4 protein-coding genes and 2 pseudogenes are annotated in these 8,268 nt (G+C 63.4%); 3 read left to right on the top strand and 3 right to left on the bottom strand.

Going from position 1 to position 8,268, the window contains the following annotated elements:
* The 3 genes and pseudogenes from QOC89_RS00650 to bcsD form a co-directional block, all read right to left on the bottom strand.
* Positions 1–3,005, bottom strand: a pseudogene (locus QOC89_RS00650) (tetratricopeptide repeat protein); the annotation flags it as partial.
* A pseudogene (gene bcsP, locus QOC89_RS00645) lies at positions 2,982–3,119 on the bottom strand (cellulose biosynthesis protein BcsP); the annotation flags it as partial. The pseudogenes bcsP and QOC89_RS00650, both read right to left, overlap by 24 nt.
* A 249-nt stretch (positions 3,120–3,368) precedes the next feature.
* Positions 3,369–3,824: a cellulose biosynthesis protein BcsD gene (bcsD, locus tag QOC89_RS00640; protein ID WP_323043253.1), complete on the bottom strand. Its 456-nt coding sequence runs from the start codon at positions 3,822–3,824 to the stop codon at positions 3,369–3,371.
* A gap of 291 nt (positions 3,825–4,115) precedes the next feature.
* Between bcsD and QOC89_RS00635 the strand changes: the two genes are divergently transcribed.
* The 3 genes from QOC89_RS00635 to QOC89_RS00625 all read left to right on the top strand — a co-directional run bounded on the left by QOC89_RS00635 (position 4,116) and on the right by QOC89_RS00625 (position 7,989).
* A complete protein-coding gene (locus QOC89_RS00635; RefSeq protein WP_323043252.1) occupies positions 4,116–4,373 on the top strand; it encodes a hypothetical protein in 258 nt (85 codons plus the stop codon).
* A gap of 34 nt (positions 4,374–4,407) precedes the next feature.
* Positions 4,408–5,553 (top strand): GGDEF domain-containing protein, encoded by a 1,146-nt coding sequence (locus tag QOC89_RS00630; RefSeq protein ID WP_323043251.1) that lies wholly within the window; start codon positions 4,408–4,410, stop codon positions 5,551–5,553.
* Between the two features lie 108 nt (positions 5,554–5,661).
* The gene (locus tag QOC89_RS00625) at positions 5,662–7,989 is read left to right on the top strand and encodes a bifunctional diguanylate cyclase/phosphodiesterase (protein WP_323043250.1); all 2,328 of its coding nucleotides are present in this window, start codon (positions 5,662–5,664) and stop codon (positions 7,987–7,989) included.
* Positions 7,990–8,268 lie beyond the last annotated feature (279 nt).

Below are 8,268 nucleotides of genomic sequence, written 5' to 3'. Positions count from 1 at the left end.
TTGCTGGGAGTACCCGGACTGCTGCGGATACCCCGCATCGTATTGCTGTTGCGGAGCCTGCTGCATCGGCGCTTGCATCGGCGGCTGGCTTTGACCGGGATATGGCTGCAACGGCGCGCCCGACTGGCTCGATCCGTAAGTCTCCTGACCGTAGCCACCCGCGTTGGCGCCCTGACCCGGCGCGTTATAAGGAAGGGCGGCAGGCGCGGGATTCGGCACATACGGCTGGGCGGGCGCCATATAAGGCGCGACGTAAGGCGCGGGCGGGGCGGGCGTCGTGGGAGGCGGATAGTTCGGCACGGTCTGTGACGGCAAGGAGGACTGCGAATACGGAAGCGATGCGCGCGCGGCATTGGAGCCGCCGTCGGCGAATGCGGCGTTGTCGGCGTCGGTCGGCGAGATCGTTGCGGTTTTACCTTCGAAAGGATTGGTGCCCGGCAGCGGCGTCGCGCCGATCCGGCGCATCGCGACTTCCCAGCCACGCGGCACATTGCCCGCCGCATTCGCGCGTGGCGCGTTGGCCATCAGCGGCGTATTGGCCGCGACCAGCGAGCGTTGCAGATACGTCGCCGCGAGCGACAATTTGCCTTCGGCGCGATACATGCGGCCGACCGTGGCCAGCACGCCCGGATCGCCCGGCGCCGCGGCAAGCGCTTGCCGCGCGAGCGATTCGGCATAGCTGAACTGTTTCGCACCGGCCGCCGCGGAAATCGCCGCTTGCAGCAGGTTCAGGTCGTCGGGCTTGCGCTGCAACGCGACGCGGTAACTGGCGAGCGCGTTGCGGTCGTCGCCGGCGCTCGAATAGAGGCGGCCCAGGGCGGCTTGCAAATCGGGATTGTCGGGCATCGCCGCGAGCCACGGCGCGATCACGTCGTAAGCACCGGCAAGGTCGCCCCGCTGACGCACGGTGTCGCATTGCTTGATGACGATCCCCAGATTCAGATTGCCGAAATCCGTGCGCTGCTGCGGCGTCAATGGCATCGACGCAAGTCTGTGCATCACCATGCCAAGCTCGGCTTCCTGCTGCGTGGCGGACAGAATGCCCGCATATTGCAGCAGTAGATCGGTGTTGCCGGGCGCCGCGTTCATCACGCCGCGCACGAGGCTCAACGCGCGATTCGGGTCGGCCGCCTGCTGATACGCAGCGGCGATCACGCCGATCAGTTCGGGGCTGTTGCCGGCGACCGGCTCGGCCGCCTGCAACGTGGCCAGCGCCTGTTGCGTCTGCCCATTGCGCGCCATCCGTGTCGCGAGATCGGCCTGCCGATGCACCCACAGGCGGTGCTGCAAAGTCGTCATCGCGTCGGTGCGTTGGGCGACCGGAATCCGGTCGAGTTGCGCGAGGCCGGTGGACCAGTCCTGCGTTTCCGCCGACAACAACGCACTCGCATACAGCGCGTCGGTCATGTCGGGATGCGCGGCGAGCAGCCCATCCATCATGCTGCGGGCATTCGCAACCGCGCCCTGACGCACGTAAATGCGCGCGAGGTCCAGACGCAGCCAAGGGTCGTCAGGCGTATTCAGCAATGCGTCTTCGAACAGACTGCGCGCGCTGCCGAGATCGCCGCGCGCTTCGGCCGCGCGTGCCTGGGCGGCCTGCGCCTCGCCACGCAGACGGTTGATGCCGCCGGCCTTCGCTTGCTGTTCGGCGTTCAGCTGGTTGGCGAATTGCAGCGCTTCGTCGCCGCGGCCTTGCGCGGCGAGCGCGCCGACGAGGCCGCGAATCGCGTCGGGATTGTCGGCCTGGCGGCGCAGCGCCATCCGGTAGGCCTGCTCCGCGCCGACCGGATCGCCATTGGCGAGCAGCATTTCGCCGAGCAATACCTGCGCGGTGACGTCAGAGGGATTCAGTGCGATCGCGCGTTCGAACAGCGACTTCGCCTTCGCGAATTCGCCATTGCTGCGCGCGCCGATTGCGTCGCTGGTATAGGTCCAGTAGGTCGCGCTGTCGAGCGCGGTTTTCCAGCGCGCCGGATTGCCGCTGCGCGACGCGCGCTCCAGATAGTTGCGGGCTTCGGCGAAGTGTTCCTGCTTCAACGCGGCGATACCCATGCCGCCGAGCGCGTCCGTATCGCTCGGACTATTCGCCAGGACTGACGAGAACTTCGCGCGTGCCATGACGAGATCGTCACGGTCGAGCGCGGCGAAACCGTCGGCAATGATGCGGCCGCGCGCGTCGACGGTGGCGTTTTGCTGGGCGCGATCGCGGGCCGCCTTGTCCTGTTGAACCATCGACTCGTAGCGCGCCTTGACCGCGGCGTCATCCGTTGCGCCTTGGAGATAGGCCTCGTACAGCGCGGCATCGGAGGGCCGGGCGTCGAGCCACAACAGCGCCTGGCGCCAGGCCTTCTTCGCCGACGCGCCGACCGTGCTGTCGGCGGCGAGCTTCTGCAAGCGCGCAATCCCGTCACGCCGCGTCACATCGCGATACGTCAGATGCTGTGCGTAGGCGAGGGCGTAGCGCGGATCGTCGGGGTTGTCGCGCGCGAGCTGTTCGAGGCCGCGGCGTGCCTGATCCCAGCCCTGCGGCGTGGCGGAGAGCGCCTGGTAATATTCAAGTTGCAGTTGAGGTGTCGCCGGCTTGCCTTCAAGCGCGCGCTGATATTCCTGCGCCGCGCTCGCGCTCTGGCCGCTTTGCGCGAGCCGCCGTGTATCGTTGACGGTTTGATCGCGCACGCTCGATTCGCCAAGGCGCCGCCCCAGTTCGTCCAGATTCGGATAGTTCGGCGCGGCCGCCTTCAGGCGCGCGAGGTACTGCTGCGCGCCCGCGCCGTCCTTGCGGTCGGCGAGCACCATGCCCATACCGTAAGCGCGTCGGGCTGCTTCGGATCGATGCGCAGTACCTTTTGCCACGCCTGCTCGGCGAGGTCGCCGCGTTGATGCGATTGCCAGTACTTGCCCTGATCGATCAGCACGCTCAAAGGATCTTTCGAGGCCTGCGCCAATGCGTCAGGCGAAGCCGTCGCCACGCAGCAGAGCGCCGTGAGGTCCAGCGTCACCAGCAGCGGCCAACGGGTGCGCGCCGAACGCGCTTCGTTTTCGCGGCCGATTTCCTGGTACGCGTTCGCGTCGCCGCCAAAATGATCGAAAAGTTTCTCGATGTCGCTCGATGAGCTCATAGTGCCGCCGTCTTGTTCATGACTTGTTTTGCTCCGATCCCTGTACTTATGCGCGGCGCTGTAATGCGGGCATTGCCACTTCACGCGCACCGGTCTGGCGCGTTCCTCTACTGCTTGTTGCCTGTTGTCCGGCGACTCTCCACCGGATGCGAGCCGGTCTGGCCGGCGCATGCCTGATGGTTCTTCTTTTCAAATCGCTTACCCGGTCCGACTGGCAGCTTCGCTTGGCTGCTTCGCTTACCGGTCCGCTCAAACAGAATGCCGCCCTAGCCGGAACTCGATCGCGGTGTCCGTGCCGTACTCGCTCGTTTGCACCACCGACAAGCCCTGTGCGCCCAATCCGCTCAACCACGTCTGATAGACGCCTTCGAGAAACGCCGGCGTCCATGCGAGCGCCGTGTGGCCGAATGCCTGCAGCGGCGCGCAGTAATGAACGATGCGCAAGGACTCGGCTTCGTCGGAGAGCTTGACGTAGCCCCAATCCATGTCATGCCAGTACAGGTTTAATGCCTCACCGAGCTCGGCCGTTGACCCGCATGCGGGCAATTGATGCACTGCCGCGAACCGGCAGCCGACGCGATACATCAGTTGGCGCAACTCGTCGCGACCGATCTGCGCTTCGAACTCTGTGGCGAGCGCAGTCAGCATGCCGCGCCACTGTGGCGAGATTTGGCGCTCCAGCAGGTAATCCAGAATTGGGACCATGTTTTCCGGGAAATGGCCCTTGCGTGGGCCGTGTAAAAAAACGGATGCCGACGAATCCATCTGAACGGGGTAGGGAGGCCGCGCGTTGCACGCGCCTAGGTTATTTTTACCGAGCTGTCTAGTCTTTCCGCGCCACTTCGCAGAAGTCTACTTAAGAGATTAACTTTAGGCCAACTTTACATTCGTCTGGTTTATACGTGCAGACATTTGCGGCGGATGCCGATCCAAAGCGTGACTTCTCCTGTATGAGTCGCGGCTGGTCTTGCCCACCTTCGCTTAGCGGGTGCCAAAGTGTTCGTCATCGTTTTAAGCATTGCCCGCATGACGCTGGCGGTGCCGGTTTTATCGTTGCCGGGGGGTGTTTTATTTCGTGGCAAATGCAACGCTTTGCGAATGGGCGAATGCGATAGGCATTTGCCTTTGCCGGTAATTCTTGCAGAATCGTGCAGAATCGTTGCGACCTCAACTTTTGTCGGGGCCAGTAAGCTGACCAACTTGCACAACCGGCTGTTCATGCAATGGGGCAACCGCGCAGCCAGCGGAGCGTAGCGCCTCACGGGGATGCTGTTCGACTCACATAACAATGATCAATCCACTCTCTATTCTGGTTGTCACCGTTCTATCCAGTGCCATGAGCATGGCCGTGCTCGGGTCGTTATGGCGCGCGGCGATCCCGGGCGTCGGCTACTGGATCTCCGCCAACGCGGTCGCGATCGTGGCACTGATTGGCTTTGTCCTGCAAGGCCATGCATCGCACTGGGTGGGTATCGTGGCGGCCAATGAACTGCTGGCCGTCTCGCTGCTGCTGGTGGTCGAAGGCTGCGGCCGGTTTCTGGGCCGCCGCACGCGGCCATGGGCGGCTTACGCCGGAGCGCTCGCGGTGTTGGTCTGCATGATTTACTGGACGTTTGTGGCGCCAGACTTCAACGCACGCGTGACCGCGGTGTCGACCTATCACGCGATCCTCTACGCACTGCTTGCCATGACGATGCTGCGCGAGCGCCCCGCAAACCGGCCGCGCTACAGCTATTACTTTGTCGCGGTCGCGGCGTCGCTGTTATGTATCGGGCATGTTTCGCGCGGCGTCTTTTACGGCTTTGGCATGTTGTTGCAGTTCAACTTGCTGGAAGTGTCGCCGAGCAACGTCGCTTTTCTCGCACTAGGCATTCTCACGACGCCGGCCCTTTCGATCGGTGTGGTGATGCTGGCGCATGACCGCCTCGCCGAGCGGCTCGAGCGGCTCGCCAATGTCGACGAATTGACGGGCGCGCTGTCGCGCCGGGCTTTTCTCGCGGCCGGCGACGCGCTGCTGAACGCGGCGCGGCGCACTCGCTCGCCGGTGACGGTGGCGATCATCGACATCGATTCGTTTAAAACCGTCAATGACAGCTATGGCCATGCCGCCGGCGACCAGGTGTTGAGCCATTTTGCGGCGTTCGTCACCGCCAACCTGCGGGTCGGCGACGTGTTCGGGCGGCTGGGCGGCGAGGAGTTCGGCGTGCTGTGCCCGGCAACCACCGCCGCCGAAGCCGTGAGCCTGCTGGACCGTCTGCGGGTTCAACTCGCGTCGAGCACGCCGCTCGAGTTGCCGCGTGGACTGAAATACACATTCAGCGTCGGGGTGGACCAGCATCGGCGCGACGAATTGCTTGCCCAGTTGATGGCGCGTGCTGACGGCGCTTTGTATGCCGCCAAGGCGTCAGGACGCAATCGCGTGATGGTCGCGTAGCCCGGCGGGGCGCGGCGCCATCTATTTGCGGGCGCGGCATAAATATTTGTCAGACGGTTGCCGTTATACATGGGCAAAGTGACCGGAGCCAGCCTGATAACTATCAATATGCTTTCCACTTCCACGAAGCAACTGTCCGATTCCGGGTTGCGTAATCGTTTTCATCAACGGTCGCTGGAGCATCAGCGCCCGCTTTCGGTGGTGACGATGGCGTTTACCGTTGTCGCGTTCCTCTGTTTCGTGGGGGCGCGCAACATGGTCGGCGGCCCGGCGATACCGCTCGCCTACCGGCTCGCCTGCGCGCTGGTGCTCGCCCTGCTGGTGATGGCGATTCCCCGCGCCGGCTCGACCTGGACGTTCGGCGCAATCGGTGTTGCGTACTCGCTGGTGCTGGTGGCCGGTCTCGCGCTGAATGTCTCCGGCGTCGAACAACCGTTGCTGTGGGTCCTGCCGGCTCTCGTGGTGATCCCGATCTGCGCGGCGCCGCTGTGGCTCACGCCGATGCATTTTTGCACCGGCAGCGTGCTCTTTTATGCTGCCGCGTTTGCGTTGCTGTCTGGCGAGCCGCGCACGCATGAAGTCGACGTTGTCGTGTGGATGTGGATCGTGGCGATCGGCGTACCGACCTCCGCGGTGTTTCACTTCGGCTTCTACCGGTTCCGGCACAACCACTTTCTGCTCGAGAGCCAACTGGCGCAACTCGCTGCGACCGATCCGCTGACCGGCCTGCAAAACCGCCGCGCGTTCGTGAAGCAGGCCGAGCGCCGCCTTGAAAACATCCAGCCGGATATGCGGGTCAGCGCGATTTTTCTCGACATCGACAATTTCAAATCGCTGAACGACCGCTTTGGCCATGCAGTCGGCGACCACGCGCTTTACCAGGTCGCCCAGGTGCTGATGGAGGAGACTTCCGCGGACGACAGCGTGAGCCGGATCGGCGGCGAGGAGTTCGCCGTGCTGCTGCTCGACGGCCTGGCCGGCGCACTGGCGCTGGCCGAGCGCCTGCGCGGCGCGATTGCGGCGATCGAGCGCCCTGACGGCCGCCTGACCGCGAGCTTCGGCGTGGCCGAGCACCGCAGCGGAGAAAGCATCATGGTGCTGCTCGATCGCGCCGATGAAGCGTTGCTGCGCGCCAAGCATTCGGGCAGAAACCGCGTGTGCGTCGAGCGCGCGTTACCGTTCGAGTCGCTGCAAATGCTTTCCGGCGAGGTGCCGGACGGTGCGGCGCCGCCGCGGCATCGATGGGAGGACTGCTACCTGACCTCGCATTTTCAGCCGCTCTACAGCTTGTCGCATCAGAAGCAGGTGGGTTTCGAGGCGTTGCTGCGCGGCGAGCAGGACGACGGCACGCTGGTGCCGCCCATGGTGCTGTTCGCCCCGAAGCCGTCGAACGACGAGGGCGCGCTCGATCGCGCGAGCCATGCCGTGCATCTGGACAATGCGCGCAAGGTGTTGCCAGCTGACGCATGGCTGTTTCTCAACATTTTGCCGGCGACCTTTATCGCCGCAGGCTATGCCGACCAGCTCGCGACGACCGTACGGGCGGTGGGGCTCGAACCTGAGCGGGTGATTCTCGAGATTCTCGAGTCGCATGGCGGCAGCGTCGATGACATGTCGCGGGCGGCGGCCTTGTACCGTGAACACGGTTTCCTGATCGCCGTCGACGATTTCGGCGCGGGCCAGTCGAACCTTGACCGGCTATTCCGGATCCGGCCGGATCTCGTGAAGCTCGACGGCGAATTGATACGCGCGACCGGTCACGGCACGGAGCAGCCGATCTTGCCGAAGCTTGTTTCGCTGTTGCATCAGGCGGGGATGCTCGTGGTTGTTGAGGGCGTGGAGACCACTGAGGAATTGATTCTTGCGGTGGAGTCGAATGTGGATTTCGCGCAGGGCTATCTGCTGGGGCGGCCGGCTGCGGAGATTGCGCCGCCGGAGTCGGTGCATCGGCGGATCGACGATGCTTTTGATGTGATTGCCCAGGGGAGGGCGCATCAGCACGCTTTGTTCGAGTCGGAGGTCGAGCCGTATCGGGTGGCTTTGAGCCGTGCGGCTGATGATCTGCTGGCTGGGGTTTCGATGGATCAGGCGTTTGCTTCTTTGGCGACGTTTGATCGCTGTATCAGTTGTTTTATTCTCGACGATTCCGGGCGGCAGATTGGGCATGAGGTGCTGGGGCCGGCCTGGAGTAGCGAAGCGGCTTCGCTGCAGCCGGTGGCGAATCCTCGCGATGCGAGGTGGGATCATCGGCCTTATTTCCGGAATGCTGTTTTGTTTCCTGGGGTTGTTGTTTCTAGTAATCCTTATCTTTCTTTAGCGAGTGGGCGGCCTTGTATTGCTGTTACGCTGGCTGTGCAGTTTGTGAGTGAGCGGCTGGTTGTGGGGGTGGAGTTGGATTGGTCGGCGGTGGGGTTGCCGTGGCCGGCGGGGGAGTGAAGGTTTGGGTTTTTGCCTGCGGCGCGATTGGTTTTCTGTTTGTCTACGGCGTTGGCCTTTTCCCGTTCCTGTTTGTCTGTGCGGCGCTTTGTCTGTCGTTTTATGGCATCGGCATTTGCTTGAGCTGGTTGCCCGCGTGGCGCTTGTTTGTATGGGTTTTTATGGCGTTGGCCTTTCCTTGATTTCTTATTGGTCTATTAGCGTTGCCCCTGTGCGGGGCGGCACTTACTTTCTTTGCCGCGGCAAAGAAAGATAAGCAAAGAAAGCCGCTCACACCGC

Origin of the sequence: Paraburkholderia sp. (assembly GCF_034668105.1) — a bacterium.
Lineage (GTDB): Bacteria > Pseudomonadota > Gammaproteobacteria > Burkholderiales > Burkholderiaceae > Paraburkholderia.
Note: the sequence above shows the minus strand (reverse complement) of the source record. Positions and strands in the feature narration are given on the sequence as shown.